At 66.8% G+C, this 26,382-nt stretch carries 26 protein-coding genes and 1 tRNA gene; 11 read left to right on the top strand and 16 right to left on the bottom strand.

What is annotated here, in order from left to right:
• The first annotated feature begins 24 nt into the window (after positions 1-24).
• Both B4K74_RS02585 and B4K74_RS02580 read left to right on the top strand, forming a co-directional pair.
• Positions 25-972 carry an MJ0042-type zinc finger domain-containing protein gene (locus B4K74_RS02585; RefSeq protein ID WP_286691627.1) on the top strand — a complete coding sequence of 316 codons (948 nt, stop codon included), beginning with the start codon at positions 25-27 and terminating at the stop codon, positions 970-972.
• Positions 973-988: 16 nt separating this feature from the next.
• Complete coding sequence (locus tag B4K74_RS02580; protein ID WP_286691626.1) at positions 989-1,531, top strand: phosphoribosyltransferase; 543 nt, start codon at positions 989-991, stop codon at positions 1,529-1,531.
• A 4-nt stretch (positions 1,532-1,535) separates the two neighbouring features.
• Here B4K74_RS02580 and lysA read toward each other — a convergent pair whose 3' ends face one another.
• The 3 genes from lysA to argH are packed head-to-tail and all read right to left on the bottom strand — an operon-like array spanning position 1,536 to position 4,518.
• A complete protein-coding gene (gene lysA / locus B4K74_RS02575; RefSeq protein ID WP_286691625.1) occupies positions 1,536-2,816 on the bottom strand; it encodes a diaminopimelate decarboxylase in 1,281 nt (426 codons plus the stop codon).
• 32 nt (positions 2,817-2,848) lie between these two features.
• Entirely contained in the window at positions 2,849-3,091 is a 243-nt protein-coding gene (locus tag B4K74_RS02570) for a hypothetical protein (protein WP_123288251.1), read from the bottom strand.
• On the bottom strand, positions 3,088-4,518 hold the full coding sequence (argH, locus tag B4K74_RS02565; RefSeq protein WP_286691624.1) for an argininosuccinate lyase: 1,431 nt from the start codon (positions 4,516-4,518) through the stop codon (positions 3,088-3,090). The genes B4K74_RS02570 and argH overlap by 4 nt, the downstream gene beginning before the upstream one ends.
• Between argH and B4K74_RS02560 the strand changes: the two genes are divergently transcribed.
• On the top strand, positions 4,517-5,164 hold the full coding sequence (locus B4K74_RS02560) for a TlpA family protein disulfide reductase (protein ID WP_286691623.1): 648 nt from the start codon (positions 4,517-4,519) through the stop codon (positions 5,162-5,164). The two genes, argH and B4K74_RS02560, sit on opposite strands and share 2 nt — an antisense overlap.
• A 3-nt stretch (positions 5,165-5,167) precedes the next feature.
• Here B4K74_RS02560 and B4K74_RS02555 read toward each other — a convergent pair whose 3' ends face one another.
• Positions 5,168-5,467, bottom strand: a complete 300-nt coding sequence (locus tag B4K74_RS02555; protein WP_286691622.1) for a hypothetical protein — start codon at positions 5,465-5,467, stop codon at positions 5,168-5,170.
• A gap of 111 nt (positions 5,468-5,578) precedes the next feature.
• Here B4K74_RS02555 and B4K74_RS02550 point away from each other — a divergent pair, with 111 nt between their 5' ends.
• Positions 5,579-5,965: a hypothetical protein gene (locus B4K74_RS02550; RefSeq protein ID WP_123288247.1), complete on the top strand. Its 387-nt coding sequence runs from the start codon at positions 5,579-5,581 to the stop codon at positions 5,963-5,965.
• 23 nt (positions 5,966-5,988) lie between these two features.
• Here B4K74_RS02550 and B4K74_RS02545 read toward each other — a convergent pair.
• Positions 5,989-6,065: transfer RNA gene (locus B4K74_RS02545), tRNA-Met, on the bottom strand.
• Between the two features lie 159 nt (positions 6,066-6,224).
• On the opposite strand from B4K74_RS02545, the gene B4K74_RS02540 reads away from it, so the two are divergent.
• From B4K74_RS02540 to B4K74_RS02520, 5 genes are all read left to right on the top strand, one after another.
• On the top strand, positions 6,225-7,490 hold the full coding sequence (locus tag B4K74_RS02540) for a PQQ-dependent sugar dehydrogenase (RefSeq protein WP_286691621.1): 1,266 nt from the start codon (positions 6,225-6,227) through the stop codon (positions 7,488-7,490).
• Between the two features lie 187 nt (positions 7,491-7,677).
• Complete coding sequence (locus tag B4K74_RS02535) at positions 7,678-8,883, top strand: acetyl-CoA C-acetyltransferase (RefSeq protein ID WP_123288245.1); 1,206 nt, start codon at positions 7,678-7,680, stop codon at positions 8,881-8,883.
• A gap of 17 nt (positions 8,884-8,900) precedes the next feature.
• Positions 8,901-11,075 carry a 3-hydroxyacyl-CoA dehydrogenase NAD-binding domain-containing protein gene (locus B4K74_RS02530; RefSeq protein WP_286691620.1) on the top strand — a complete coding sequence of 725 codons (2,175 nt, stop codon included), beginning with the start codon at positions 8,901-8,903 and terminating at the stop codon, positions 11,073-11,075.
• Complete coding sequence (locus B4K74_RS02525) at positions 11,075-11,503, top strand: hypothetical protein (protein ID WP_286691619.1); 429 nt, start codon at positions 11,075-11,077, stop codon at positions 11,501-11,503. The genes B4K74_RS02530 and B4K74_RS02525 overlap by 1 nt, the downstream gene beginning before the upstream one ends.
• A gap of 154 nt (positions 11,504-11,657) precedes the next feature.
• Positions 11,658-12,962 carry a UDP-glucose dehydrogenase family protein gene (locus B4K74_RS02520; protein WP_286691618.1) on the top strand — a complete coding sequence of 435 codons (1,305 nt, stop codon included), beginning with the start codon at positions 11,658-11,660 and terminating at the stop codon, positions 12,960-12,962.
• Between the two features lie 25 nt (positions 12,963-12,987).
• On the opposite strand, the gene B4K74_RS02515 is transcribed toward B4K74_RS02520, so the two are convergent.
• Positions 12,988-13,161 (bottom strand): hypothetical protein, encoded by a 174-nt coding sequence (locus B4K74_RS02515; RefSeq protein ID WP_164462017.1) that lies wholly within the window; start codon positions 13,159-13,161, stop codon positions 12,988-12,990.
• A 136-nt stretch (positions 13,162-13,297) separates the two neighbouring features.
• Positions 13,298-13,972 (bottom strand): OmpA family protein, encoded by a 675-nt coding sequence (locus B4K74_RS02510; RefSeq protein ID WP_123288241.1) that lies wholly within the window; start codon positions 13,970-13,972, stop codon positions 13,298-13,300.
• A gap of 231 nt (positions 13,973-14,203) precedes the next feature.
• Between B4K74_RS02510 and B4K74_RS02505 the strand changes: the two genes are divergently transcribed.
• Positions 14,204-15,115 carry an isopenicillin N synthase family dioxygenase gene (locus B4K74_RS02505; protein ID WP_286691642.1) on the top strand — a complete coding sequence of 304 codons (912 nt, stop codon included), beginning with the start codon at positions 14,204-14,206 and terminating at the stop codon, positions 15,113-15,115.
• Positions 15,116-15,210: 95 nt separating this feature from the next.
• On the opposite strand, the gene B4K74_RS02500 is transcribed toward B4K74_RS02505, so the two are convergent.
• The 9 genes from B4K74_RS02500 to B4K74_RS02460 form a co-directional block, all read right to left on the bottom strand.
• Positions 15,211-17,085, bottom strand: a complete 1,875-nt coding sequence (locus B4K74_RS02500; protein WP_286691617.1) for a TadE/TadG family type IV pilus assembly protein — start codon at positions 17,083-17,085, stop codon at positions 15,211-15,213.
• A gap of 106 nt (positions 17,086-17,191) precedes the next feature.
• A complete protein-coding gene (locus tag B4K74_RS02495) occupies positions 17,192-19,102 on the bottom strand; it encodes a M2 family metallopeptidase (protein ID WP_286691616.1) in 1,911 nt (636 codons plus the stop codon).
• An 80-nt stretch (positions 19,103-19,182) separates the two neighbouring features.
• Entirely contained in the window at positions 19,183-19,854 is a 672-nt protein-coding gene (gene mtgA / locus B4K74_RS02490; protein ID WP_375782303.1) for a monofunctional biosynthetic peptidoglycan transglycosylase, read from the bottom strand.
• Between the two features lie 133 nt (positions 19,855-19,987).
• Positions 19,988-20,953, bottom strand: a complete 966-nt coding sequence (locus B4K74_RS02485; protein ID WP_286691615.1) for a WD40 repeat domain-containing protein — start codon at positions 20,951-20,953, stop codon at positions 19,988-19,990.
• Positions 20,950-21,366 carry a DUF1330 domain-containing protein gene (locus B4K74_RS02480; protein WP_286691614.1) on the bottom strand — a complete coding sequence of 139 codons (417 nt, stop codon included), beginning with the start codon at positions 21,364-21,366 and terminating at the stop codon, positions 20,950-20,952. Before B4K74_RS02480 ends, B4K74_RS02485 begins: the two co-directional genes overlap by 4 nt.
• Entirely contained in the window at positions 21,363-22,442 is a 1,080-nt protein-coding gene (locus B4K74_RS02475) for a CobW family GTP-binding protein (RefSeq protein ID WP_286691613.1), read from the bottom strand. The genes B4K74_RS02480 and B4K74_RS02475 overlap by 4 nt, the downstream gene beginning before the upstream one ends.
• Before the next feature lie 40 nt (positions 22,443-22,482).
• Complete coding sequence (locus B4K74_RS02470) at positions 22,483-23,460, bottom strand: cation diffusion facilitator family transporter (RefSeq protein WP_286691612.1); 978 nt, start codon at positions 23,458-23,460, stop codon at positions 22,483-22,485.
• Positions 23,461-23,469: 9 nt separating this feature from the next.
• Positions 23,470-24,129, bottom strand: coding sequence for a hypothetical protein (locus B4K74_RS02465; RefSeq protein ID WP_286691611.1), 660 nt, complete (start codon positions 24,127-24,129; stop codon positions 23,470-23,472).
• Positions 24,130-24,147: 18 nt separating this feature from the next.
• Entirely contained in the window at positions 24,148-25,518 is a 1,371-nt protein-coding gene (locus B4K74_RS02460) for an SAM-dependent methyltransferase (RefSeq protein ID WP_286691610.1), read from the bottom strand.
• Between the two features lie 205 nt (positions 25,519-25,723).
• Between B4K74_RS02460 and rplU the strand changes: the two genes are divergently transcribed.
• Positions 25,724-26,326: a 50S ribosomal protein L21 gene (gene rplU / locus B4K74_RS02455; protein WP_123288233.1), complete on the top strand. Its 603-nt coding sequence runs from the start codon at positions 25,724-25,726 to the stop codon at positions 26,324-26,326.
• The last annotated feature ends 56 nt before the right edge of the window (positions 26,327-26,382 follow it).

The raw sequence follows: 26,382 nt of genomic DNA, 5'->3' as shown, positions 1-26,382 counted from the left end.
CGGCATGCCTTGCGGTCATCGCCCATGATACTGACCTGCCCTGCCTGCGCCACCAGCTATTTCGTGCCCGATACGGCGCTCGGCTCACGCGGGCGCACCGTGCGCTGCCAGTCCTGTGCCCACAGCTGGCACGCCATGCCAGACGAACCGCTCGAGCTCGAGGCCGAGGCAGTTCCGGTGGCGACCGCCCCTGCACCGGTTGAGACCCCGGCCCCGGCGCGGGAGAGCCTGGCGGAAACCCCGGCCCCCGAACTTCCCAAGGCCTACCGCGCGCGCGCTGAAACTGCCCGCCGAACCCGCCGCGCCGCCATGCACGGCGCGGTCTGGGCCGGGGTCGCCAGCATCTTCCTCGGCCTCCTCGCCGGGGCCTGGCTGTTCCGGGTCGAGGTGGTCGATATCCTGCCGCGCACGGCTGTGGCCTATGCCGCCGTCGGCATGCCCGTGAATGTCACCGGGCTGGAATTCGAGGCCGTCGGCGCCCGTGCCCTGCCGGAAACCCCGGACAAGGTCATGGTGTCGGGGGCGCTGCGCAATGTCCGTGACCGCGAGATCGTCGCGCCTGCCATACGGGTCGCCCTGCTGGACGACCACGGTGCCGAGATCGCCCATGCGGTGGTCCGCACGGATGGCGCGCCCGTCCTGCCGGGCCAGGTGTCAGGCTTTGCCGTCGTTCTCGCGGATCCGGGCGGAAAGGCCACCGGCGTCGGCGTCGACTTTGTGCTGGACGCCCCGCCCGCCCCGGTTCCGGTCCAGCGACCCCCCGCTCGCGAGGAAACGCCCGCAGACCATGCGGCGCCCGCAGGTCATGAAGCGGAGGCGTCCGCCCACCCCGTCTCGACCGCTCACGAGACGGCCCCCGGAGCGGCGTCCGAGGCGGCCCCGTCGCTACGGCCCGCCCGGGCCTTGACCTCGGACATGCCGGCAGAACTGACGCCCGTCGCGGCCGTACCGCTCGACAGCGCCACCCATTAGGCGTTATCGGCCCCGCATGGCCGATCCCTCCTCCGACCGTCCCGCCCCGTCTGTCCTGCTCGATCAGGCCGGCGTGGCCGCCGTGGTCGAGGATCTGGCGCAGCGCATCGCCCCCCATGTAGATGACGAGACCGTGGCCGTGGTGTTGTTGACCGGGGGGCTTTGGTTCGCCGCCGATCTGACCCGGGCGCTGGCCCGGCACGGCCGCCATCTGCGCTTCGATGCCCTGTGGCTGGCCTCGTACGGCGACGGCAAGGAGAGCAAGGGGCGGATCGAGGTGCGCGCGCCGCTGCAGCGTTCGGTCGAGGGCCGCAAGGTGCTGATCCTCGATGATGTGTTCGACACCGGCCTGTCGCTGGCGGAATCGGTGCGGCTGGTCCGCGAGGCCGGCGCCGCCGGGGTGCTGACCGCTGTCTTTGCGCGTAAACCCTGGCCCCTGCCGCGCGCGCCGGAACCGGACTTCGTCGGCTGGGAGGCCCCCAACCGCTTTCTGGTCGGCTATGGCCTCGACCACGGCGGCGCCTGGCGTGGCCTGCCCGACATCTGCACCCTGGACTGAGGCGTCAGTCCGCCAGCCAGGGCGCGACGGTCTCGCGCGCCAGCATGGCCTCGTAATCCGGCCGGGGCCGGACCACGGCGAAGCGGTCACCGTCCACCAGCACTTCGGGCACCAGCGGGCGGCTGTTGTATTCACTGGCCATGGCGGCCCCATAGGCCCCGGCGCCCTTGAAGGCGACAAGGTCTCCAGCCCTGAGCTCGGGCAGGAGCCGGTCGCGGGCAAAGGTGTCCCCGGTTTCGCAGACCGGTCCGACGACGTCATACAGGCCCTCGGCCCGGCCCTCATCCGTCACCGGCAAAAGCGGGTGGAAGGCGTCGTACAGCGCCGGCCGCATCAGGTCGTTCATGGCGGCATCCAGCACCAGAAAGCGCCGCCCGTCCGGCCGCACATTCACATGAATGACCCGGGCCAGCAGCACCCCGGCATTGGCGACCAGCAGACGCCCGGGCTCGAAGACGGTGTCCACGTCCAGCCCCGCCATCGCCTCGCCGACCATGGCCGCATAGGTCGCGGGGTCGGGCGGTGTCAGCCCCGGCTCATAGGGCACGCCCAGGCCTCCGCCGAGGTCCAGAACCCGGACGGAATGGACGTCCGCGCGTAGCCGACGGGTCATGTCCGCCAGCACGCCGAAGGCATCTCGCAGGGGGGCAAGGTCCAGAATCTGGCTCCCGATATGACAGGCCAGGCCCACGGGCCGCACCCGTCCGTTCGCGGCCGCGCGGGCATAGAGGGACAGCGCCTCCTCGACCGGCACGCCGAACTTGTCGCCCCCGCCGCCTGTCGTGATCTTGGCATGCCCGCCTGCGCCGACGCCCGGGTTCACCCGGATGGCGATGTCAGGCCGAATGCCGACGGCCTCAGCAATCCGCTCCAGCCGCTCCAGCTCCGGGCCGGACTCGACATTGATCTGACGCACGCCGGTCTCAAGGGCAAAGGCCAGCTCCGCGTCGGTCTTGCCCACGCCCGAGAAGATGATGCGATCGGCCGGAATGCCCGCTGCCAGCGCGCGTCGGATTTCGCCCTCCGAGACGGTATCGGCCCCCGCGCCCAGCCGCCCCAGCGTCGCCAGCACCGACAGATTGCTGTTGGCCTTGACCGCAAAGGCGATCAGCGACCGGCCAAGGGCGGGTCCCTGCGCCTGCAAGGCCTCGCGGAACACCTGATAGTGCCGGCTCAGCGTCGCGGTCGAATAGACATAGGCCGGCGTGCCGACCTCATCTGCAAGGGCGGCCAGCGGCACGCCTTCCGCATGGAGAGCGCCGTCGATGTAGCGAAAATGGTCCACGTCGTCTCGGGGAGGAGGGCGACCTCAGATGGTCAGGAAAGCGGGCTGCCGCCGCCCGAATAGGGATTGCTCGGACCGCCGTCGATCGGCTGCTGGGTTGAGGGCCGGTTGACCGTCGCCGGTTCGTCCAGATTGGGGGCGCCAGCATCGCGCATGCCGCGCTCGGTGCGACGCTCGGGCGGGGCTTCCAGATCGGCCATCCGGCCACAGGCGGCGGTCCCGGCCAGCATCAGGCTGGCCAGCCCCAGAATGGCAATGCGGTTCGAAACGGTCATGACAGTCGCGTCTTCCATTCGGCGATGCGCGCGCGGACCTGCTCCGGCGCCGTGCCACCATAGCTGCGGCGACTGTCACAGGAAGCCTCAGGCGACAGCACCTTGTAAACCTCGGAGGTGATTCCGGGCTCGATTGCGGTCAGTTCGTCCAGCGGCAGTTGCGCCAGGTCCACGCCCAGGGCCTCGGCCCGCTTGACCGCCGCGCCGGTGATGTGGTGCGCCTGACGGAAGGGCAGGTCCAGTTCGCGCACCACCCAGTCGGCCAGATCGGTCGCGGTGGAAAAGCCTGAACCGGCCGCGGCCCGCATGCGTCCGGTGTCCGGCTTCAGGGCCGCGACCATGGCGGTCATGGCCACCAACGCCAGATCCAGCGCGTCGAACGCCTCGAACACCGGCGGCTTGTCCTCCTGCATGTCCTTGGAATAGGCCAGTGGCAGGCCCTTCATGACGGTCGACAGCGCGACCAGCGAGCCCATGATCCGGCCCGTCTTGGCGCGCACCAGTTCGGCGGCGTCCGGGTTGCGCTTCTGCGGCATGATCGACGAGCCGGTCGTCAGATGGTCCGGCAGGGTGACGAAGCCGAACTGGGGCGTCATCCAGATGACGATCTCTTCGGCCAGACGCGACAGGTGTCCGGCGCAGATGCTGGCGGCGGCCAGGCTCTCCAGCGCAAAGTCCCGGTCGGACACGGCGTCCAGCGAATTGGCCATGGGCCGGTCAAAGCCGAGCGCCGAGGCCGTCATCTGGCGGTCGATGGGAAAGGGCGACCCTGCAAGGGCTGCGGCGCCCAGCGGGCTCTCATTCATGCGTGCCCGGGCATCGGCAAAGCGCGAGGCGTCCCGTCCGAACATCTCGACATAGGCCATCAGATGATGGCCAAAGGTCACCGGCTGGGCCGGCTGCAGATGGGTAAAGCCGGGCATCAGGTCCCCGGCATGGGCTTCGGCCTTGTCCAGCAGGGCCGATTGCAGCGCCTTCAGCTGATCGACCGTATGATCGCAGGCGTCGCGCACCCACAGGCGGAAGTCGGTCGCCACCTGATCATTGCGGCTGCGCGCCGTGTGCAGCCGGCCGGAGGCCTCGCCGATCAGCTCGGCCAGCCGCGCCTCGACGTTCATGTGGATGTCTTCGTACTGGTCCCGGAAGGGAAAGCGGCCGTCCCGGATCTCGGCCTCGATGGTGTCCAGCCCGCCCAGGATGGCTTCTGCCGCCTCGGCCGAAATGATCCTGCGCTCCGCCAGCATGCGACAATGGGCGCGCGACCCCGCCAGATCCTGCGGCCAGAGGCGCTGATCGACGCCAATTGACACATTGATGGCCTGCATCACCGCATCAGGCTTGGCGGAAAAGCGTCCACCCCATAGGGTCTTTTCCGAAGTCGCTCCGGATGCAGGGACAGCGGCGTCAGGAGATGTAGGCCGGGACATGGCGTTAGGCTCGGATATCAAGGGTTCTGTAAAGACGGCTCTGGCCATCGGCGCGGCGGTTCTGGTCGCCCTGATCGCCGGTGGCGTGTTGCTATATCCGCATATTGTCCCGGGGTCCAAAGGCGCGACCGCTGCCGACGCGGCCGGTCCCGCGCAAAGCGAACTGTCGGTCTATGCCAAGGGCCCCCTGACGCGCCTGTCTGCGCCGGCCGACCTCGTGCCCGCCCCGGACTACGGCTTTGTCGACCGCGAGGGCGAGGCCGCCAGCTTTGCCGACTTCCGGGGCAAGGTGGTGGTGGTCAATCTGTGGGCCATGTGGTGCGCCCCGTGTCGCACGGAGATGCCGACCCTCGCGACCCTGGCCTCGGCCTATGAGGGCACGGACCTGCTGGTCCTGCCGATCAATGTCGATTCCGGCGACGATGCCATCGCCGATGCCAAGAGCTTCCTCGATGTGCATGAGCCGCTGCCCTTCTATTCGGACAAGAGCTTCCGCCTGCCGTTCCTGTTTCCGGAATCGGGCAAGATGCCCCAGACGATCCTGTTGGACCGTCAGGGGCGTATCCGTGCGACCTTTGCGGGCGAGGCCGACTGGGCCAGTGCCGAAGCCCGGGCCCTGGTCGACGCCCTTCTGGCAGAGTCCTGAGGCCTATTCGACGCGTTCGCCGGTGGCAGGATTGACCGCGCCTTCGCGACCCTCAGCAGCGGCTTCAGCCTGATTTTCCTCAAGCTCGTTGGCGAGGTTGCCGGCGCCTTCCTCGATCGCATTGGCCGCGCTCATGGCGCCGGACTCGATCACCTCACCGGCTTCGGCTGCGGCGTCACCGATGGCGTCACCGGCCTGTTCGGCGTTGGCTTCGGTCTCTTGCTGCTCGGCCTCGGTACAGGCGGCCATGCCGAGGGCGAGGGCCGAAGCGGCGGCGACGATCGTCAGAGTGCGTTTGATCATGAGGGAGTCCCTTCCGGATGGATGATGCGTCCAGAACGTCGGGCCAATGGCAGAGGTTGCAAATATCAATGTTCGGGTGTTCTCATTCCCACTCGGGAACGGGAGGTTGACATGCAGACGCGTTATTTCGTGGCGGGGTTTGCTGGGCTGGCTGCGCTGGTCATGGCCGGATCGGCCTCGGCCCAGAGCACGGGGGGCGCCGGAAGCGGTGCGCGCCCGCAGATATGGGGACCGTCGACCGGACGGGTCGGTGCGCCCACAGGCCGACTGACCCAGGGCCAGTACCTTTTCCTGTACGAAAGCGAGAGCGCGCGCATGGATGCGGCCCTCAGCGAGCAGTCACTGGTGGAGCGGCACGGCGCCGAAAGGGTCGATCTGGCCTATCGGGTCGGCGCCCTGGTCGATCTGGGCCGCTGCCGGGAAGCTCGCGCCATGGCGCTGGAGGAAGGCGACCGTCAGATGGCCATGCGCGTCCGCCAGACCTGTCGCGGTCTCTGAACCGCCCTGCCTTCAGAAGATGATGGTGGCTGGAGGCGGACTTGAACCGCCGACCTGTGGGTTATGAATCCACCGCTCTAACCAGCTGAGCTACCCAGCCCGGAATCACCGGATCGCGGGGCCAATAGGATCGGCCTTCGCGAGACGCGTCGCTATATAGGCCTGACGGTCCGGGTTCAAGCGTCTCCTTTTCGGAACAGCGCCTGCCCGCGAACGTATTATGGTGAAGCCTCGTTTCCGCTCTGACCCAGGATTTGACATGCCCTCTTCCGCAGCCCCCCTCCGTCGCAAGGCCTCGCACGCCGGTCGTTTGATGGCAGCCGCCTCGCTCGCTGTTCTGATGGCCGCCTGCAATGTCACCGGCACGGTCGGCGCCAGCCCTGCCGAGCCGGGCGACCCTGTCGAGACCCGGCCCGCAAATGCCCCGGACCAGCAGCCGGCCTTCGAGAACCAGACCCGGGCGCCCGGCGTCGTGACCGAAGGCCAGCTCAGTCACACGGTGGTGGCGGATGGTCTGGTCGAACCCTGGGGCATGGCGCTCATGCCTGATGGCAACTGGCTGGTCACCGAACGCCCGGGCCGCCTGCGGATCATTACGGCCGACGGTCAAGTGGGTGAGCCAATCGCGGGCCTGCCCGACGTCGATGCGCGGGGGCAGGGCGGTCTGCTGGATATCGTGACGGGCCCCGACTTTGCCAGTGATCGCATGATCTACTGGAGCTATGCCGAGCCGCGCGACGGCGGCAATGGCACAGCGGTGGCGCGCGGCGCACTGTCGGCGGACGGTACCCGCGTCGAGAATGCGCAGGTGATCTTCCGGGCCCTGCCCAGCTATGACGGCGACAAACACTATGGCTCCTCGCTGGCGTTTGCGCCGGACGGCAAGCTGTTCATCACTGTGGGCGAGCGGTCCGACGCTGCCGTGCGGGATCAGGCCCAGGACCTGGGCTCGCACTACGGCAAGACCATCCGCATCAATGCCGACGGCACCGTCCCCGAGGACAACCCCTTCGTCGGCCAGGCCGGAGCTCAGCCCGAGATCTGGACCTATGGCCACCGCAATCCGCAGGGCATCACGATTGCCGAAGACGGCGCGGTCTGGTCGGTCGAGCACGGCCCGCGCGGCGGCGATGAAATCAATCGGGCGAGTGCCGGCCTCAACTATGGTTGGCCCGAAGTGACCTACGGGGTCGAATATCGCGGTGGTGCGGTCGGCGAGGGCGTCACCGCCCGCGAGGATATCGAACAGCCCGTCTATTACTGGGATCCGGTGATCGCGCCCGGCGGCATGACCCTCTACGACGGGGCCATGTTCCCTGGCTGGCAGGGCAATCTTCTGGTCGCGGCCCTGGGGCAAAAGCACATCGCCCGGCTGGTGATCGACGACGGCCGCGTGGTCGGCGAGGAGCGCCTGCTGACCGATCTGGGCGACCGCATCCGCGATGTGGCGGTCGGGCCGGATGGCGCAGTCTGGGCCATCACCGATGAGTCGAACGGCAAGCTGGTCCGGCTCTACCGCCCCTGAAGGCACAGACGTTTCGACGGTCGTCCCCTTCGCGGAGGACGGCCGTCGCCGCATTGTTACTTGACGTTGACGTAAACGTAGGGTTTCTGACGCCCACGTTTCGATTCCGAACCCATGCCTACCCTCGCCCTCAAGCAGCGAGCCGCCGCGCGGCGAGCGTTAGGGCGCAAATGAAGAGAGACAGCCGATGACCGAGGCCTATATCTACGACGCCGTCCGCACCCCGCGCGGCAAGGGCAAGAAGGACGGCAGCCTTCACGAAATCACCGCCCTGTCGCTGGCCACCCAGGTGCTGGAAGCCCTGCGTGACCGGAACGGGCTCGACACGTCCAAGGTCGATGACGTCATCCTCGGCTGCGTCTCGCCCGTGGGCGAGCAGGGCGCCGACATCGCCCGCACGGCCGTGATGAACGCCGGCTGGGCCGAGACCACGGCGGGCGTCCAGGTCAACCGCTTCTGCGCCTCGGGCCTTGAGGCCGTGAACATGGCGGCGGCCAAGGTCAAGTCCGGCGAGGCCGACATGGCCGTCGGCGGCGGCATCGAGGCCATGAGCCGCGTGCCCATGGGCTCGGACGGCGGGGCCTGGCCGGTCGATCCGACCTCGGCCTTCAAGACCTATTTCGTGCCGCAAGGCGTTTCGGCCGACATGATCGCCTCCAAATGGGGCTTCTCGCGCGCCGACGTCGACGCCTATTCGGTCGAGAGCCACAAGCGCGCCGCCCGGTCGTGGGCCGAGGGCCGGTTCAAGGGCTCGGTCGTGCCGGTCAAGGATCAGCTTGGCCTGACCATCCTCAACCACGACGAGACCATCCGTCCCAACACCGACATGCAGACGCTGGGCGGGCTCAACCCCTCGTTCCAGATGATGGGCGACATGGCCTTCGACGCCGTGATCCAGCAGCGCTACCCCGAGGTGGCGCGCGTCAATCACGTCCACACCCCGGGCAACAGCTCGGGCATCGTTGACGGCTCGGCCGGGGTGCTGATCGGCACGCTGGAAGCCGGCAAGGCGCTGGGCCTCAAGCCCCGCGCCCGCATTGTCGGCGCCGCCTCGATCGGCTCGGAGCCCTCGATCATGCTGACCGGGCCCGAGTTCGTGACCAACAAGCTGCTCGGCAAGCTGGGCATGAAGTCGACCGACATCGACCTCTATGAGCTGAACGAGGCCTTTGCCGCCGTGGTGCTGCGCTACATGCAGGCGCTCGATATCGATCACGACAAGATCAACGTCTGCGGCGGTGCCATCGCCATGGGCCACCCGCTGGGCGCCACCGGGGCCATGATCCTCGGCACCGTGCTGGACGAGCTGGAACGCTCGGACAAGACCACGGCGCTGGCCACCCTGTGCATCGGCGGCGGCATGGGCACCGCCACCGTCATCGAACGCGTTTGATCCGGGAGAGATTGACCATGGAAAACTTCAAGATCGACGTTGATGCCGACGGCATCGCCCTGATCACCTTCGACGTCCCCGGGAGGTCGATGAACACCCTGACCGGCAAGGTCATGCAGGAAATCCCCGAGTGGGTCGAACGGGTCAAGACCGACGACGCCATCAAGGGCGCGGTCCTGACCTCGGGCAAGAGCTCGGGCTTCTGCGCCGGCGCGGACCTCGGCGACATGGCTGCGGGCATGCTGACCGGCGGCTCGCTGCGGGATGCGTTTGATGCCGGCTGGCGTCTGAACGGCGCCCTGCGCGCGCTTGAGACCTGCGGCAAGCCGGTGGCGGCGGCCATCAACGGTCTGGCGCTGGGCGGCGGTCTGGAACTGACGCTGGCCTGTCACTACCGCGTGGTCGGCGACAGCCCGAAGATCCAGCTGGGCCTGCCCGAGATCAAGGTCGGGCTGTTCCCCGGCGGTGGCGGCACCCAGCGCCTGACGCGCCTGATCGGCGTGCAGGCGGCGATGATGGCCATGACCGAGGGCAAGTCCTTCCGCCCGAATGACGCCAAGGGCGCCGGCATGGTGCATGAGGTCGTGCCGGTCGGCAACGAGGTCGAGGCCGCCAGGGCCTGGGTCAAGGGCGGCGGCAAGGCCACCCAGCCGTGGGACGACAAGGGCTTCAAACTGCCGGGCGGCGGCCCCTATCATCCGGCGGGTATCCAGAACTTCCTGGTCGGCAATGCCATGCTGAAGAAGCAGACCTACGGCAACTATCCCGCCGCCATGAACCTGATGAAGGCCGTCTATGAGGGTGTGCAGCTGCCCATGGACGCCGCCCTGCGGGTCGAGACCCGCTACTTCATCAAGACCCTGATGACCCCCCAGGCCCAAGGTATGATCCGCAGCCTGTTCCTGTCGAAACAGGAACTGGACAAGGGCGCGCTGCGTCCCGCCGATGTGCCGAAGTCGGACCCCAAGAAGGTCACGGTCCTGGGCGCCGGCATGATGGGCGCCGGCATCGCCTATGTGAACGCCATGGCCGGGATCGAGACCATCCTGATCGACCGCGACCAGGACGCCGCCGACAAGGGCAAGGCCCACGTCGAGGAGCTTCTGAAAAAGCGCCTGTCGCGCGGCCAGCTGACCCAGGACAAATTCGACGCCCTGCTGGCGTCGGTCACGGCCACGACCGACTATGATCACATCAAGGGCTCCGATCTGGTCATCGAGGCCGTGTTCGAGAACCGCGAGATCAAGGCGGACGTGACCAAGCGCGCCGAGGCCCAGCTGGAGCCGGGTGCTATCTTCGGCTCCAACACCTCGACCTTGCCGATCACCGGTCTGGCCGAAGCGTCGGTGCGCCCCGAGGACTTCATCGGCATCCACTTCTTCTCGCCGGTCGACAAGATGATGCTGGTCGAGATCATCCTCGGCGAAAAGACGGGCAAGGCGGCCATCGCCAAATCGCTCGACTATGTGATGAAGATCAGGAAGACCCCGATCGTCGTCAACGATGGCCGTGGCTTCTACACCTCGCGCTGCTTCGGCACCTATGTCGCCGAGGGCATGGCCATGCTGGAAGAGGGCATCTCGCCGATCCTGATCGACAACATCGGTCGCATGACCGGCATGCCGCGTGGCCCGCTGGAAATGCACGACGACGTGGCGCTCGACCTGTCGGTCAAGATCGCCAAACAGACCGCTGAGGATCTGGGCGACGCCTATCAGCCGCTGCCGGGCTCCGAGATCGTCCGCAAGATGGTCGAGGATCTGGGCCGCTATGGCCGCAAGAACGGCAAGGGCTTCTATGACTATGACCAGAAGCCCAAGGTGATCTGGTCGGGTCTGGCCGATCTGGCCCCGGTCAAGGTCGATGACTCCACGCCCGAAATGGTCGAGGACCAGAAGCGCCGCCTGCTGTTCCGTCAGGCGGTCGAAGTCGCCCGCTGCTGGGAAGAGGGCGTCATCGACGACCCGCGCGAGGCCGACGTCGGCGCCATCCTGGCCTGGGGCTTCGCACCCTGGACCGGCGGTCCGATCACCTACATCGACCAGTACGGCCTGAAGGCCTTCGTCGAACAGGCCGATGCCTATGCCGCCAAATACGGCGACCGCTTCAGCCCGCCGCAGCTGCTGCGCGACATGGCCGCCAAGGGCGAGACCTTCTACGGCAAGTTCGCCCCGGAGAAGGCCGCCGCCTGATGGACCACGGACCGCTGATCGTCGCAGGGCAGCAGGGGGTCAACCTCGGCTTTGCGACGGCGGCGGTCCTGTCCCTCGTCGCCTTCGGCGTGCACACCTTCATCGGCGGCCGCTATGCCGCCCGTCCGCTTCTGGAGGCCAGGACCTTTGATCGGGCCAGCCGCTGGCTGAACTATTTCACATGGCACATGGCGACGGTGATCCTGTTGTTCATGGCGGGTGGGTTCGCGGTCGCGGCGCTGCATCCAGAGGTGTTCGATGTCGCCGTGATGCTCATGGTGATGGCTGCAGTCTTCTCGCCGCTGTGCATATGGGTGGCACTCAAGGGCGGCATCAAGCCGTGGCGCTTCCCGGCTTCGTGGCTGTTTCTCCTGATCCTCGCCGCGGGCCTGTGGGGCTCTCATATCGCCAACTGGCTGACGTTCTGACGGGTCAGTCCCTGAGCCGTCAGTCGATCATGATTGTCACGATGCAGACACGCATCGGTGAAACAAGCCCTGCGTGCACGGACGCCCTGTTCAAGCCGACCCCGGCGGGCTATCGGGGCGGCGACAGTTCGCGAAACACCGGAAGGGATACGGCATGCGCGTGGCAATGATCGGTACGGGATATGTGGGCCTGGTGTCCGGAGCCTGCTTTGCCGACTTCGGCCATGTGGTGACCTGCGTCGACAAGGACGCCTCCAAGATCGAGCGGCTGGAGCAGGGCGTCATGCCCATCTATGAGCCCGGACTGGAGACCCTGGTCGCCAAGAATGTCGAGGAAGGCCGCCTGTTCTTCGCCATTGATGGCGCCGAGGCCATCCGTCAGGCCGACGCGGTCTTCATTGCCGTGGGCACGCCCTCTCGTCGCGGCGACGGCCACGCCGACCTGACCTATGTCTATGAGGCCGCCAAGGAGATCGCCGATCTGATCGACGGCTTCACGGTGGTGGTCACCAAATCGACCGTGCCGGTCGGCACCGGTGACGAGATCGAGAGGATTATCCGCGAACGCCGGCCCGATGCCGAGTTCGCCGTGGTCTCCAACCCCGAATTCTTGCGCGAGGGGGCGGCCATCGGTGACTTCAAACGCCCGGATCGCGTGGTGGTCGGCACGGACGATGAGCGCGCCGTAGCGGTGATGAACGAGCTTTACCGCCCGCTGAACCTGAATGAGTCGCCGCTGCTGTTCGTGGGCCGTCGCACGTCGGAACTGATCAAGTATGCGGCCAATGCCTTCCTCGCCATGAAGATCACCTTCATCAACGAGATGGCCGATTTGTGCGAGGCGGTCGGCGCCGATGTTCAGCAGGTCGCGCGCGGCATCGGTCTGGACAACCGTATCGGCTCGAAATTCCTGCACGCCGGGCCGGGCTATGGCGGATCGTGCTTTCCGAAAGACACGCTCGCGCTGGTGCGGACGGCCGTTGATGCGGGCAGCCCCGTTCGGCTGGTCGAGACCACGGTTGAGGTCAACGATGCCCGCAAGAAGGCCATGACCAAACGCGTCTCGGCTGCCGCTGACGGCGACCTCAACGGCAAGACGGTTGCCGTGCTGGGCCTGACGTTCAAGCCCAATACCGACGACATGCGCGATTCCCCGGCGCTGGACCTTGTGCCGGCGCTGATCGCGGCGGGGGCCAGGGTGCAGGCCTTCGACCCCGAGGGCATGCATGAGGCCAGGGCCCTGCTGGACGGCGTCGATTTCCGCGACGGGCCCTATGACGCCGTCAAGGACGCCGATGTCGTGGTGATCGTCACCGAATGGGACCCGTTCCGCGCGCTGGATCTGGACCGCCTCAAGTCGCTGGTGCGCCAGCCGGTGATCGTCGACCTGCGCAACATCTATCGGCCCGAGGACATGCGCGCCAAAGGCTTCCGCTACACGTCGATCGGCCGGGCCTGATCAAGTCCGGGGTTGACGGGATCCGTCAGCGGGTCGAGGCGGAGATCAGGATTTCGGCGCGGGCCACCGGGCGATCGGCTTCATCGGTGATGACGGCCCGCCCGAAGCCGATGACCAGACCGGCCGATACGACGGCGGCGACCACGCCGATCGAGATCAGCCTTGCGCCTTCCAGCCATTCCCGATTGTCCGGATCCACGGCCACCCCCGGTTAACCCTGCCCCAGCCAAAGCACAGGCCGGGCAGGAATCGCAACCCCTTGGCGAACGCGAGTCGATAAAAAAGGCGGATCCCGGTGCGGGACCCGCCTTTTCTGTCTCAGTAATCGGGTGGGATCAGCCCTCGAAGGGGCGGATCAGGATTTCCACGCGACGATTCTGGGCCTTGCCGGCGGCCGTGTCGTTCGAGGCGATCGGGGCGCTTTCGCCACGGCCGTCGACATAGAAGCGCTCGGGCATGATGCCGCGGTCCACCAGGTAGCCGGCTACAGTCGAGGCGCGGCGACGCGACAGGTCGAGGTTGTAGTCGGCGGCCCCGTCAGAGTCGGCGTGGCCGATGACGTCGATCACCGAGCGGTCGTACTGTTGCAGCACGGCGGCCACATCATCCAGCACGGCGTAGAAGCTGGGCTGCAGGCTGGCCTGGTTAGAGCCGAAGGTCACATCCGACGGCATGCGCAGCACGAGATTGTCGCCCTGGCGAACAACGCCGACGCCTGTGCCGGACAGTTGCTCTTCCATGGCGCGTTGCTGGCGGTCCATGTACTGGCCGACAGCCGCGCCGGCGAGTGCGCCAACCCCGGCGCCGATCAGGGCGTTCTTGCGGCCCTGTTCACCGTCCGAGGTGTTGGTCAGATAGCCCAGAAGGGCCCCGCCGACGGCGCCGGCGATGGCGCCAGTTGCGGTGTTGTTGCGCGGTCCATTCGACCGGTAGGGGTCGGTGGTGGTGCAGGCCGAAGCCCCGATGAGGGTGGCGATGGCGGCACTGGTCATGATGATCTTGGTGCGCATGATGGTCGTCCTGTTGATGTCTTGGTGATCGGGGTAACGCGAGCCTTACGGTGAAGGTTCCAATCTGTATCGCACGTGAACGGCGCCGCCATCGGTTTGCCATCCACGGCTGTCAGGGCGTATCAGCCTGTTCCTGATCCATTTGCCTGACCGGATGATGCCGTGACCGCCGAACCTGCCCCCTCGTCCTCCTCGACCGACCTCTCGGCGCGCGGCATTACGCCCGTGTCGATGTCGCTATACGACCGCGATTTCCAGGCCTTCGCCGACGCCCTCGGCGGGTCGTTCGAGCGCTATGGCTTTGCCGTGATCGCCGACCACGGGCTGGAGCAGGCCGTGATCGACGGCGCCCTCAACGATGCCAAGTCGTTCTTCGCCCTGCCGGAGGACGTCAAGCGTGCCTATCACCTGCCGGGTACGGGCGGCGCCCGTGGCCTGACCCCGTTCGGCGTCGAGGCGGCCAAGGGTGCGGCAGCGGTCGATCTCAAGGAGTTCTGGCACGTCGGCCGTGAACTGCCCGAGGGCCACCCTTATCGCCAGTACATGCGCGACAATCTGTGGCCGACCGAAGTCGAGGGCTTCCGAGACCATCTGTATGGGCTGTTCGAGGCCATGGATGCGCTCGGCGCCCGCATCCTGCGCGCCATCGCCCGGCACCTCGGCCTCGGCGACGACTATTTCGAGGACAAGGTCCAGTTGGGCAACAGCGTGCTGCGCCTGTTGCACTATCCGCCCGTGACCGGAGAGCCCGCGGGTGTGCGCGCCGGCGCGCATGAAGACATCAATGTCATCACCCTGCTGCTGGGTGCCGAAGAAGCGGGCCTGCAGCTCAAGGAAAAGGACGGCAGCTGGCTGGACATCGCCCCGCCGCCGGGCGCCCTGGTCGTCAATATCGGCGACATGCTGCAGCGGCTGACCAACCACGTCCTGCCGTCGACCAGCCACCGCGTGATCAATCCGTCACCCGAGCGCAGCCGGTTCGCCCGCTATTCCATGCCCTTCTTCCTGCATTTCAACCCGGATTTCGTGATCGAGACCCTGCCGTCGACCATCACGCCCGACAACCCGGACCGCTATGAAGGCAAGGCCATCATGGCCGAGGATTTCCTCACCGAACGCCTGAAGGAAATCCGGCTGATCTGAGCTCGCGCTCAGGCAGCGAGCCGCCGTGCGGCGAGCGGTAGCGCGAAGACTCTGCGCTCAGGCAGCGAGCCGCCGCGCGGCGAGCGATAGCGCCTCTACTTCGAGATTCTCAACCGGGTGATGTCGCGGCCGATAGCCTTGAAGGCTTCGGACAGGTCGGCCCCGCTGGCCGGAAGGAAGGCTTCTCCCGAGCTGGCGCAGGCGTTCATGACCTGGGCCCCGCGCCCGTTCGCATTCAGCTGAAAGCCCACCGTGTACACGATCACGCCCTGGGCCTTCATGGCCGTGCAAAGGGCAATCGTTTGGTCGTAGGGGTCGCCGTTGGTCGCGTCGCAGTCGATCTTGTCGCCATAGGAGCCCGAGCCTGAGCCGGCGTCGCGGGCGATGACGCCGGAGCAATAGGGGGTGTTGAACTCGCCGTCGGTCATGATGATCACGGCTTTCAGCAGATCGGGGTCGCCATAGGCGCCGGCCGCGCTGGACGGCCACAGTCCATTGAAGTTCGGCGAGACCGTATACCAGCCCCACGCCGTCCCGATCTGGGCGGCCGTCGATCCCGCCACGGCGAAATCGTCGATGGCGGCCTTCAGTCCCTCACGGTCGCTGGACAGCGGAACAATGACATCGGACGGGCACCGGTTGCCCGATGTTCCGGAATAGTTGAACTGCGCCCGGGCTGCGGCATTCGTGACGGCGTCGGTATAGGCCTGTGAGCCTGTGCGCTCGGCTACACACGATGAGGCCTCGAACCACGTCAACTGGCCGTAGGGATTGCGGAACACCCGCCACTGGCAGCCGTACTGGCCACACCATGACCGGCCGCCGTGCGAATAGGTGCTCCAGTTCGCGCCGGGCACGCCGATCGCATATTTGGCCGGATTGACGACCTCGATCTCGTAGCCCTTATCATTGATCTGGCTCATGCCGCCGACGTTGTCGATATAGACGGTATCGCCGTCGCTGAGGCGGTGGTTGCCCGTCGTCGAAATGACGACCGAGCAGTTCCACTGCAGGCACTTCCGTACCCGGCCGCCGTCATCGTAACTGCTGAAGCCATCCGACGATCGGGTGCGCAGGGTGCTCCAGCCGGACCCGTTCCAATACTCCAGCGAGAAGCGGTTGTTGTTGATCCGCACGACCCGGTAGGCCCGGTCGTTGATCTGGTGCATGCCGTCGACATCGTCGATCCAGACATAGTCGCCGGTCGAAAGGCCGTGACCGTTCGATGTGACCACGCCGGGACTGGCGCGGCTGATACTCCTGATGTCGCGGATCTGGCCCTCGTACCACTCGGCGTTGCTGATGCCGAGATAGGTCTCGGGGGTGCCGCGGGCGGTGTTCACCCAGCCGGCCAGATTGACGCCCATCGAATACGGCACCAGGGCAACCTTGGAGTAGTAGGGCGTCTGGAGGTCCTGGACGATCATGGTCACCAGTTCCTTGGCCGCTACCTTGAGGTCGACGATCCGGCTTCCGCCCATCGAGCCGGTGATATCCAGCACCAGCGACACTTCCAGGTTCTTGGACGAGCGGTTGACCTCGGAATGGGCCGCGACCGGCAGATAGTCGTCCATGAACTGGCCGTAGGGCGGCAGGAAGATGTTGGCGACCAGCGCCTTCACATCGACCGATCCGTCGGCCACCACCACCTGATCTTCGGTCAGGACGAAGGTCGTCTTGTCCTCGCGCAGGATGATGTTCGGATAGTTGGTCAGATTGGCCCGCAGCGCATCCATGCCGACGCGCTGGATGTCTGCCGGGTCCGTATAGGGCGAGCGCGCGGCCGCCAGCGCCGAGGCGTCCAGCGCATCCTGCAGATTGACCCGCACGGTCGAGGCCCTGTGGATGTCCACCCCGCCGACCGTCATCAGCACCATGACCGGCAGGCTGAGGCCGAAGATCAGCGCGACATTGCCGCGCCGGTCCTCGAAGAACGCCTTCAGTCTTTCCGTCCAGAGACGAATGCCCATAATCCCGACCGCTTGCTCCGTGGCGCGGGCACGGGCCCGCACATCCGGGGATCATGCACCGGGGACGGTTAAGGGAAGGTCGAGGACGCCGGTTAACGGCGGCCGGTCACCAGCCGCAGTCCTTGCCCTCATTCTGCTCGGTCAGCCAGGTGTTCAGCGGCGCGAAATAGTCCGCAATCGCCGAGGCGTCGCCGGTCCGCTGGCCGGTAAAGGCATACATGGCCTCGGGCCAGGGGCGGGACTGGCCCATCTCCATCATGGCGTTGAAGCGCTCGCCGACCGCCTCATTACCGTAGATCGAACAGCGGTGCAGCGGTCCGGTCCAGCCGATCTGCTCGCATGCCGCCCGGTGGAACTGGAACTGGTAGATGTGCGCCAGGAAGTAGCGGGTGTAGGGCGTGTTCCCCGGGATGTGATATTTCGCGCCGGGGTCAAAGGCATTGTCCGGACGGTCGCCCGGCGGCACCAGGCCCTGATATTTCAGCATATTGGCCGACCAGGCGTCGTTGTATTCGTCCGGCGAGGTCTCGCCCGAGAACACGTCCCAGCGCCAGCGGTCGACCATCAGGCCGAACGGCAGGAAGGCGATCTTGTCCAGCGCCATCTTCAGCAGGAAGGGGATGTCCTCGTCGGCGCCCGGGACCTCGTCCAGCAGGCCGATCTGGTTCAGATAGGTGGGCGTCAGCGCCGACAGTCCGACGAAATCTCCGATCGCCTCGTGGAAGCCGTCGTTCGCGCCATTCTTGAACAGGAAAGGCTGATCCTTGTAGGCGCGCTGATAGACATTGTGCCCCAGCTCGTGGTGCACGGTGTAAAAGTCGTCGGCATTCACCTGGGTGCACATCTTGATGCGCACGTCCTCGTGGTTGTCGAGGTCCCAGGCCGAGGCGTGGCATACGACCTCGCGGCCCTCGGGCCGGGTGATCTGGCTGCGCTGCCAGAAGGTGTCCGGCAGCGGCGCCAGCCCCAGCGAGGTATAGAAGCCTTCGCCCGTGCGGACCATCTTCTCGGCATCATAGTCCGCCTCGACCAGCAGCTCGGTCATATCGTAGCTGGATGTGCCGCCGGTCTTGGGCGCCACCACATCATAGATATTGCCCCACTGCTGCGACCACATATTGCCCAGCAAGTCGGCGCGGATCGGCCCACTGTCCGGCTGGACATCGGCGCCATAGGTCTCGAACAGCCGCGTCCGCACATAGCAGTGCAGGTTCTCGTAGAAGGGCTGGACCTGCGACCACAGCCGGTCGGTCTCGGCGGCGAAGGCGTCGGGCTCCATGTCATAGCCCGAGCGCCACATGGCCCCGACATCGTCAAAGCCCAGCTCGCGCGCGCCCTCATTGGCGATGTCGACCATGCGGGTATAGTCGTCGGCCATCACCGGCGAAATGGTGCGCCAGCCTTCGTAGAGGGCCTTGGTCTCGGCCGGATCACGGCTTGCGGCCAGAATCTGGCTGGCCTCGTCCAGGGTGATCATCTCGCCCTTGTATTCGAACTTGCCGGTCGCATAGGTCGAGTCCAGCCGGGTGGTGATCTCGGCTAGTTCGGTCGCAGACCCCGGCTTGTTCGGCGCGGGCAGGACAATGCCCTGGGTCAGGATGTTCAGCTTGCGACGCACGTCGAACGGCACCTCGACGTCATTGAACCGGGCGGCCTCATTGGCCAGCTTCACTGACAGTTCGGTGTACTCGGCATTGGCCTTGGCCTCGAGCCACATGGTGTCATAGGTGATGTTGGTGGCGCGCACCCAGGCCACGCGCCCGGCATATTCGCTGGCCTCGGCCAGCTGACGTTCGGCATCGGCGACAAAGGCGGCGGCCTCGGCCGCAGTCGGCGCCTGACCCGTCAGATTAGCCTCGGTCAGGGCCGGGGCCGGTGCACCGGGTCGAACGGGCGAATTGGCGACCTGCGGCGCGGCGCCGTCATTGCCGGACATGCCGTTCGACAGGGCGGCGCAGCCGGCGGCGCCCGCCACCAGGGCTCCCACGGCTACGGTAATTGTCAGGGTGCGTTTCATGGTGTTCCTCCGCCTTGTGCAGTCCGGCTCGTTCCGTGGCGCGCATCCGACGCCTCCGGACCGCGTCCGTCAAGTCCGGCTCAGCCCAGCACGCAACTCGCCAGTCCGTCATTGCGTACCGTGCCCATGGCGGCCTGCACGCGCCGTGCGCGGCCGCGTACATAGGGACCGGGGCTGGACGCATTGTAGCGCCTCGGACTCGGCAGCACCGCCGCCAGACGCGCGGCCTCGCGCGCCGACAGATCAGCCGCCGACTTGCCGAACCAGTGCTGGGCCGCCGCCTCCGCGCCATAAACGCCCGGGGCCCATTCGGCGACATTCAGATAGACTTCGACGATCCGCCGCTTGGACCAGGTCGCCTCGATCAGCACCGTATAGCCGGCCTCCAGACCCTTGCGGATCCAGCCCCGACCGGGCCACAGGAAGACGTTCTTGGCCGTCTGCTGAGAAATCGTCGAGCCGCCGCGCATGCCGCCGCGCCCGCTGCGTTTGGATCGCTCATTGGCCTTGAGCGCCTTTTCGATAGCCTCGAAGTCAAAGCCCGAATGGCTGCAGAACCGCGCGTCTTCCGAGGCGATCACCGCCTCGACCAGTCGGGGTGAAATGTCGTCCAGCTTGCGCCAGCGATAGTCGGCGGGCTGGCCCGCAAATCCCCGCTCGACCATCAGCAAGGTCGTCAGCGGCGGCACCACCGCATGGGTGACCACCGACCCGACCGGCAGTATTATCGCGAGGGCCAGCGCGCCCAGCATCACGCCCAGACAGCCGATCCGCCGTTTGGGCTTGTCGGTCGGGAATTCCGGCATATGCGGGGGTTCAGCCATACTCCATCATGAACAGTCCCGCTTGCGCATGGCAAGCCAGTGAGCACCAACAGGGGGCAGGCTACAGTTCGGCGATCCCGGCCTGACCGTCCTCGTCGCCCCAGGCCAGACGGGTGCCGTCATCACTCATCGCCAGGGCACAGATGGGTGCGCCGTGCTCGGCCTTGACGAAGGCCAGCCCCTGACCGGCGGGATCGGCCCACCAGACGCGACCGTCGTTCAGCCCGGCAGCCACCCGGCCGTGCTTCAGGCTCGCAGCCACATGGACCACCAGCGCGCCTTCCTCGAAACCGATCTCGGAGGCTTCCTTGCCCATCGGCCCGTCCGAACCGGTGAACGGCCACATGACCACGCCCGAGGCCCCCGCCGTCGCCAGCAGCTTACCACCGGACAGGAACGCCACCGAACGGATCTTGGCCGGATAGCCGCCCATGCGCAGGTTCCGCTGATCCTTCAGGCGCCAGCCGTGCAACTGATTGTCCTGCATGGTGGTGACAACAAAGGCGCCGTCCGGCGACACCGCCACGCCGGTGTGCGAGCCGGCCCATTTCAGCAGGGCGGGTTGCTGGTCGGCGATCCGCGCATACCACAGCGCCGCCCCGCCATAGGTCGAGGCCACCAGCCGCCGCCCCTTGGGGTCGAAGGCCAGCCCCGAGACGGTCCGCTCATGCGTGAACTCGCGCCGGAAGGCGGCGTCTGACGCGTCCAGCACGGTCGCCACCTTGCCCGCCGAGTACGCGAGCAGTCCGCTCTCGGGGGAGGCCGCGACCGAGTCAATCCAGCGGCCCTTTGTATCGGCCAGCGGGACGACCTCGTCCGGTCGCGACCAGACCAGCTTGCCGTCGTCTCCGCCGGTGATGACGCCCTGACCCGACGGATGTCGCACCGCGCACAAGACCGCCCCGTCGTGGGCCTCGACGACGGACCCGTCCTCGAACCGGATCGACCCGTCGCCCAGGGCAAGGACGGCGCCGGAAGCGTCAAACAGGGCCGCAGTCGGCTGGGCATCAAAGGACAGGCACCTCACGCCCCGACCTCGCCGCAGCGGATCAGGCGGGAGTTGCTGACGGCGGCCTGCCGGTGGACGACGGCCTCGCGGTACTCCGGATCGCGCAGCATCTCGAGGAAGGCGGCTCCGGTCGGATAGCGGGCGATGAAGGCGATGTCCCAAGCCTCGTCGCGCGGCCCGATCACGGTCAGCTCGGGCGTCCCGGTCCAGATCTGCTCGCCGCCGGCCCGGGCAAAGGGCGCTGCCGCCTCACGCCGGTAAAGCTTGTAGGCCTCGGCCCCCGTGATGGTCTTGCCGGTCATCGGATGGGCGGCCGGATAGAGCGCCTGCGGCCGGAACCGCACCAGATTGATCATCATGATCGGCCGGTCGTCCGGCAGGTCGCGGAAGGCGGCGATGGCGTCGCGGGCCGGGTCGATGTGTTCGATCATGCCGCGCAGGCCTCAAAGCCCTTGCGCAGGGCGGCCTCGTCCAGATCGCGGCCGATGAAGACCGCGCGGCTCCAGCGGCGCTCGGCCTCACCCCACGGTTTCTGCAGTTCGCCTTCCAGGATCATGTGCACGGCCTGAAACACCAGCCGCCGGTCCTCGCCCGCCACATCGATGATGCCCTTGGCGCGCAGGATGTTCTGGCCCTGGCTGGCCAGCAGCTGATCCAGCCATTGCGTAAAGACCTGGCCGTTCACCGGTCGGTCCAGCGACAGGGCGATGCCCTTGATGTCGTCCTCGTGTGCGTGCCCCCGGGGGCCATGATCGTGGTCGTGGTGATCATGGCCTTGGTCGTGCGCATGGTCATGATCGTGGTGGTCGCGGCCACAGTCCGCGTCGTGCACATGACCTTCGGCGCCGTGCGGCGGGTTGAGGAAGTCGGGCCGCACCTCATTGATCCGGCCCAGATCAAACCCGTGACGGTTCAGAATCTGGTCCAGCGGCACATCGGCGCGCTCGGCCCGGATGATCGGCGCCAGCGGGTTCAGCGCCCGGAGCCGCGCCTCGACCGTCGCCAGCTCGTCGGCGCTCACCAGATCGGTCTTGTTCAGGATGATCTGGTCGGCAAAGGCCACCTGTTCACGCGCCTCTTTCGAGTCATCCAGACGCGCCATGACGTGTTTGGCGTCGACCAGGGTGGTGACGCTGTCCAGAACGGTCTTTTCGCGCACATCGTCATCGACGAAGAAGGTCTGGGCCACCGGGCCGGGATCGGCCAGACCCGTGGTCTCGACGATGATGGCGTCGAACGCCGGCTTGCCGGGACGCTGGCGCTTCATCAGCCCCTGCACCACGCGGATCAGATCGCCGCGCACGGTGCAACAAACGCAGCCGTTGTTCATCTCGAACACGTCTTCGTCGGCGCCCACAACCAGATCGTTGTCGATGCCGATCTCGCCGAACTCATTGACGATCACGGCATAGCGCTTGCCGTGGTCCCCGGTCAGGATGCGGTTCAGCAGGGTGGTCTTGCCGGCGCCGAGATAGCCGGTCAGCACAGTCACGGGTGTCTTTTCCATGGGCGCTAGATGGAGCGTCCGGGCCGGAAAGAAAAGGGCCTCAGCACTGCGGACAGTCGTGCAGGGGCTCGGTTTCCAGCTGGATGGTGACGTGGTCGATGTGGAAGGTGTGGCGGGCCAGCGCCTGAACCTCGGCCAACAGGGCGGCGGCATCGGCCCGCTCATGCACCAGATGCGCCGTCAGGGCGGCGTCTGTGGTCGACAGGCCCCAGATGTGCAGGTCGTGCACGGCCACCACGCCCGGCACCGCCAGCAGACCGGCGCGCACCTGATCGACGGCGATCCCGGCGGGCGCCCCGTCCAGCGCCAGATTGACCGAGTCCTTCAGCAATCCCCAGGTCGACCACAGGATCACGGCCACAATCACCAGGCTGAAGATCGGGTCGATCATCGACCAGCCGGTCATCCAGATGACCGCCCCGGCCAGCACCACCCCGATAGACACCGCCGCATCCGCCATCATGTGCAGATAGGCGCCGCGCACATTCAGGTCCTTGTGCTGGTCCTTCAGGAACAGCAGGGCGGTGCCCAGGTTGATGACAAAGCCGATGCCGGCCACGACCATGATGATGCCGGATGCGACCGGCTGAGGATCCAGAAACCGCTGCACGGCCTCCCAGCCGATCCAGCCACAGGCCAGGATCAACAGCAGGGCATTGGCCAGCGCGGCCAGCACTGTCCCCTTGCGATAGCCATAGGTCAGCGAGCCGCGCGCCTGTCGCCGCGACAGCCATGCCGCGCCGCCGGCCATCGCCAGCCCCAGCACATCCGACAGATTGTGCCCCGCGTCGGCCATCAGGGCGGTCGAGCCGCTGATGACCCCCGCGCCGAACTCGATGATGACGAACAGCAGATTGACGCTCAGCCCGACCAGATAGCGCCAGTCGCCGGTGTCGACCGGCCCGTGGTCATGGCCATGACCATGGCTGTGCCCGTGCCCGTGCCCGTGCCCGTGCCTGTGATTGTGGCCGTGCTCGTGCTGGGGTTTTTCGGTGGAGTCGTGCGCGTCGTGGGCCATCCCCGGACCCTAGTGCTGGTGCATGACGACGAGAAGCCCGAGCGCGATCAGGGCGAGGCCGAGGATCGCACCCTCGTAGCGCGCCCAGCGCTCCAGCCGCAGGATCGAGGCACCGGCTCGGGCGAGGGTGGTGAACACCGCCATACCCAGCACCGTGCCGACGGCCAGAACAACCGTCAGCAATGCCAGCACCATCAGGCCTTCCTCGGCCGACGACAGATAGAGCGGCAGCAGCACCTCTCCAGGCGAAGCCGCCATCACCGCCACCAGGCCCCAGAAGGCCGCGGCCTGCGACACGGTCGCCTCCGGCGTCTCCAGCTCGGGGCCCGAGGCCGGCACCGGCTTCATCAGGGTTGCGCGCGTCAGATAGAACAGGCCCAGCACGAACAGCAGTCCGGCCGATACATAGGGCAGCACCCCCGCGACCCACTGGTCCAGCGCCAGCCCTGCGGCGACGATCAGGCCTCCGACGACGGCGGTCACTGCAATATGGGCCAGTCCTGCCGCCAGCACGGACCACAGGGTGCTGGCCAGGCTCCACCGCTGCGCCCGCCCGACCAGAACGAACGGCAACCAGTGGGTCGGCAGGGCCGCATGCAGGAATGCGGTGACAAAGCCGCCGAGCAGCAGCGACACCAGCAGAGAAGGTTGAAGGTCGGACGGCGACATCGCGACGTCCATAGCGTGTTACTTTATAACGGTCGAGAGGGGCGCTGCGGATTCTGCATAAAGATGTGCCCGATCCATCGGCAGTCCGGACGCTCCCGCCCGGTGCCGCCGTGCCACTGTCTGGTGCACATTGACCGCCCCGCGCTGAAAGCCCCGCGCAAACAGGGCGAAATAGACCAGCCACAGCCGGGTTCGGGGCGCCCCGGCCAGTTCTGCGGCCCGCTCCCGCTTGTCGTAGAGCCGCTGCGACCAGATCCGCAGGGTCCGCTCAAAGTGCTCGCGGAGGGTTTGCACATCCAGCACCTCGAAGCCGTGCCGACCCAGGGCGGTCGTGGTCATGCCGAGGGTGTCCAGCTCTCCGCCGGGGAAGATGAAGCGGGTGATGGTGCGGGTGGTCGCCGTGGGTCGGGGCGCGCCGTTCCGGTCTGCAGGGCCATGGCCGCGTCTGACAGACGCCTGATGGAAATACAGCCCGCCGGGTTTCAGCAGCCGGTGGACCCGCGCGAAATGGGCGTCGTGATTGCGAAAGCCGAGGTGTTCGAACATCTCGACCTGGGAAACGGCGTCATAGACACCCTCTACGTCGATATCGCGATAGTCGACCAATTCAAGCGTCACCCGGTCGCCCAGACCCTGCCGCGCCACCTCGGCCTGTCCGTATGCCAGCTGGGCCGGGGACAGGGTCACCCCGTGCACCTCAACGCCGTAATGCCGCGCCGCATGACAGGCCAGCCCACCCCAGCCGCAGCCGATGTCCAGCAGGCGCTGCCCGGGCCTCAGGTTCAGCTTGCGACAGATCAGGTCCAGCTTGTGCTGCTGGGCCTCGTCCAGACCCGCCCCCTCATGCGGAAAGACGGCGCTGGAATAGATCATGGCCGGGTCGAGGAAGAGGCCGTAGAATTGGTTGCCGACATCATAGTGGAAGCGGATGAAGTCGGCGTCGCGCCGCCGGTCATGGCCCTGTCCCTCGCCATCGCGCGCATCATGCCAGTCCGGCACGTTCGCCTCCCTGTCGCCGGAGGCCAGCAGCAGGGGCAGGGCGGTCCGCGCCACCGCCCACAGGTTCAGCCGCTTGCGCAGATGCATCAGCCGCCCGTGGTCGATCCGGTCCAGCGCCTCCAGCGGCGATCCCCCCTCGACCGCAAGCGCCCCCGAGGCGAACAGGCGAAACAGCGTCGCAAGCCCGGGCCTCAGGATGAGCGCCCTCAACGTCTGCGGCCCCGCAATAACCAGCTGGATGTCGCCGCGCGCCGGATCGCCGAGTCCGACGACCGATCCGTCCCAGAGCCGCAGCGACAGGTCCGCCTGCAGCGCCTCTGCGATCTGTCCGGCCAGCCGAGTTGCCGCATCCAGTGCGCGGTCCCTGGTCGGGGTGGGGGTGTGTGTCATGAACATCCCGAAGCGACCGGGCCCGTCCGCCCGCCTGTCCTGACTTATCGCCCGCACGGGGGTGTGGAAAGTCCGGCAGGGCGCGGATCAATGCGCGCTTGTCCGTTGACTCGGCGCTGCCCTTCCGTATATGTCGCCGCTCTTCGCCTGCGGGGGTCCTCCGCGGGCGCTAATCTTTATGCGTTCAGGCTTTGAGGCTTTCGATATGTACGCGGTAATCAAGACCGGCGGTAAGCAATACCGGGTTCAACCGGGCGACGTGCTGGTCGTCGAAAAGCTGGACGGCGACGCCGGTTCGGACGTCAGCTTCGGCGAAGTCCTGATGCTGGGCGGCGACAAGGGCATCACGGTCGGCGCGCCGCTGATCGACGGCGCTACTGTCGCTGCGACCCTGATCGAGACCCGCAAGGGCGAGAAGGTCAAGATCTTCAAGAAGATCCGTCGTCAGGGCTATCGCCGGACGCGCGGCCATCGCCAGATGGAATCGGTGCTGCGCATCACCGGCATCGAAGGTGCCGGCGAAAAGGCCAAATGGGACGGCGAAACCTCGCTGATGACCAAGGCCGAGATGAACCTGCGCGCCCGTGGCCTGGCCTCGCGCGATGCCGAAGTCGAAGCCAAGCCCGCCAAGGTTGCCAAGGCTGAAGCCCCCAAGACCGAAGCAAAGGCGGCTCCGGCCAAGAAGGCGCCCGCCAAAAAGGCCCCTGCCAAGGCAGCTGCGGCCCCCAAGGCTGAAAAGGCCGAGGCCAAGGCTCCGGCCAAGAAGGCCCCCGCCAAGAAGGCCGCGCCCAAGGCCGACAAGGAATAACGCTTTAGGCGCACCGCCTGGCGGTGTGCTAGAATGACAATCACGCGCTCAAGCAG

Origin of the sequence: Brevundimonas sp. UBA2503 (assembly GCF_002341485.1) — a bacterium.
Lineage (GTDB): Bacteria > Pseudomonadota > Alphaproteobacteria > Caulobacterales > Caulobacteraceae > Brevundimonas > Brevundimonas halotolerans.
Note: the sequence above shows the minus strand (reverse complement) of the source record. Positions and strands in the feature narration are given on the sequence as shown.

Coding starts and splice junctions, on each gene's coding strand:
- B4K74_RS02520 (WP_286691618.1), top strand. CDS start 11,658: ATGCGCGTGGCAATGATCGGTACGGGATATGTGGGCCTGGTGTCCGGA.
- B4K74_RS02495 (WP_286691616.1), bottom strand. CDS start 19,102: ATGAAACGCACCCTGACAATTACCGTAGCCGTGGGAGCCCTGGTGGCG.
- rplU (WP_123288233.1), top strand. CDS start 25,724: ATGTACGCGGTAATCAAGACCGGCGGTAAGCAATACCGGGTTCAACCG.
- B4K74_RS02460 (WP_286691610.1), bottom strand. CDS start 25,518: ATGACACACACCCCCACCCCGACCAGGGACCGCGCACTGGATGCGGCA.
- B4K74_RS02475 (WP_286691613.1), bottom strand. CDS start 22,442: ATGGAAAAGACACCCGTGACTGTGCTGACCGGCTATCTCGGCGCCGGC.
- B4K74_RS02510 (WP_123288241.1), bottom strand. CDS start 13,972: ATGCGCACCAAGATCATCATGACCAGTGCCGCCATCGCCACCCTCATC.
- mtgA (WP_375782303.1), bottom strand. CDS start 19,854: ATGCTGGGCGCGCTGGCCCTCGCGATAATACTGCCGGTCGGGTCGGTG.
- B4K74_RS02480 (WP_286691614.1), bottom strand. CDS start 21,366: ATGATCGAACACATCGACCCGGCCCGCGACGCCATCGCCGCCTTCCGC.
- B4K74_RS02585 (WP_286691627.1), top strand. CDS start 25: ATGATACTGACCTGCCCTGCCTGCGCCACCAGCTATTTCGTGCCCGAT.
- B4K74_RS02525 (WP_286691619.1), top strand. CDS start 11,075: ATGGACCACGGACCGCTGATCGTCGCAGGGCAGCAGGGGGTCAACCTC.
- B4K74_RS02470 (WP_286691612.1), bottom strand. CDS start 23,460: ATGGCCCACGACGCGCACGACTCCACCGAAAAACCCCAGCACGAGCAC.
- B4K74_RS02580 (WP_286691626.1), top strand. CDS start 989: ATGGCCGATCCCTCCTCCGACCGTCCCGCCCCGTCTGTCCTGCTCGAT.
- B4K74_RS02540 (WP_286691621.1), top strand. CDS start 6,225: ATGCCCTCTTCCGCAGCCCCCCTCCGTCGCAAGGCCTCGCACGCCGGT.
- B4K74_RS02530 (WP_286691620.1), top strand. CDS start 8,901: ATGGAAAACTTCAAGATCGACGTTGATGCCGACGGCATCGCCCTGATC.
- argH (WP_286691624.1), bottom strand. CDS start 4,518: ATGTCCCGGCCTACATCTCCTGACGCCGCTGTCCCTGCATCCGGAGCG.
- B4K74_RS02555 (WP_286691622.1), bottom strand. CDS start 5,467: ATGATCAAACGCACTCTGACGATCGTCGCCGCCGCTTCGGCCCTCGCC.
- B4K74_RS02535 (WP_123288245.1), top strand. CDS start 7,678: ATGACCGAGGCCTATATCTACGACGCCGTCCGCACCCCGCGCGGCAAG.
- B4K74_RS02465 (WP_286691611.1), bottom strand. CDS start 24,129: ATGTCGCCGTCCGACCTTCAACCTTCTCTGCTGGTGTCGCTGCTGCTC.
- B4K74_RS02550 (WP_123288247.1), top strand. CDS start 5,579: ATGCAGACGCGTTATTTCGTGGCGGGGTTTGCTGGGCTGGCTGCGCTG.
- B4K74_RS02500 (WP_286691617.1), bottom strand. CDS start 17,085: ATGGGCATTCGTCTCTGGACGGAAAGACTGAAGGCGTTCTTCGAGGAC.
- B4K74_RS02570 (WP_123288251.1), bottom strand. CDS start 3,091: ATGACCGTTTCGAACCGCATTGCCATTCTGGGGCTGGCCAGCCTGATG.
- B4K74_RS02505 (WP_286691642.1), top strand. CDS start 14,204: ATGTCGCTATACGACCGCGATTTCCAGGCCTTCGCCGACGCCCTCGGC.
- B4K74_RS02560 (WP_286691623.1), top strand. CDS start 4,517: ATGGCGTTAGGCTCGGATATCAAGGGTTCTGTAAAGACGGCTCTGGCC.